Genomic DNA, 238 nt, shown 5'->3' on the forward strand with positions numbered 1-238 from the left:
GGGGACCGCGCCGGCATACCAGATGGCGAAGTCGACCAGAGGCCACTCCAGGCGGGTGGAGGCCAGGAGACCGACCGTCGCCCCGGGCTGGATCCCGGCGGCGATGAGCCCCTTGGCCAGGGCCCGCACGCGATCGCGGGCGACCCGGGCGGAGACGACCGGCCACTGGTGCTGCGCGTCGGGCATCGCGAAGAGGCCGGGGTCGGGTCGCTCCGTGGCCTGGCGGTCCAGGAAGTCC

Annotated in this window: 1 protein-coding gene; it reads right to left on the reverse strand. The window is 75.2% G+C overall.

Annotated features, from left to right (window positions below; translation table 11 throughout):
* A partial coding sequence (locus KVS67_RS13060; RefSeq protein WP_217565557.1) for an AMP-binding protein occupies positions 1-238 on the reverse strand: 238 nt, incomplete at both ends.

Source organism: Micrococcus sp. GbtcB5 (assembly GCF_019091605.1).
Taxonomy (GTDB): domain Bacteria; phylum Actinomycetota; class Actinomycetes; order Actinomycetales; family Micrococcaceae; genus Micrococcus; species Micrococcus luteus.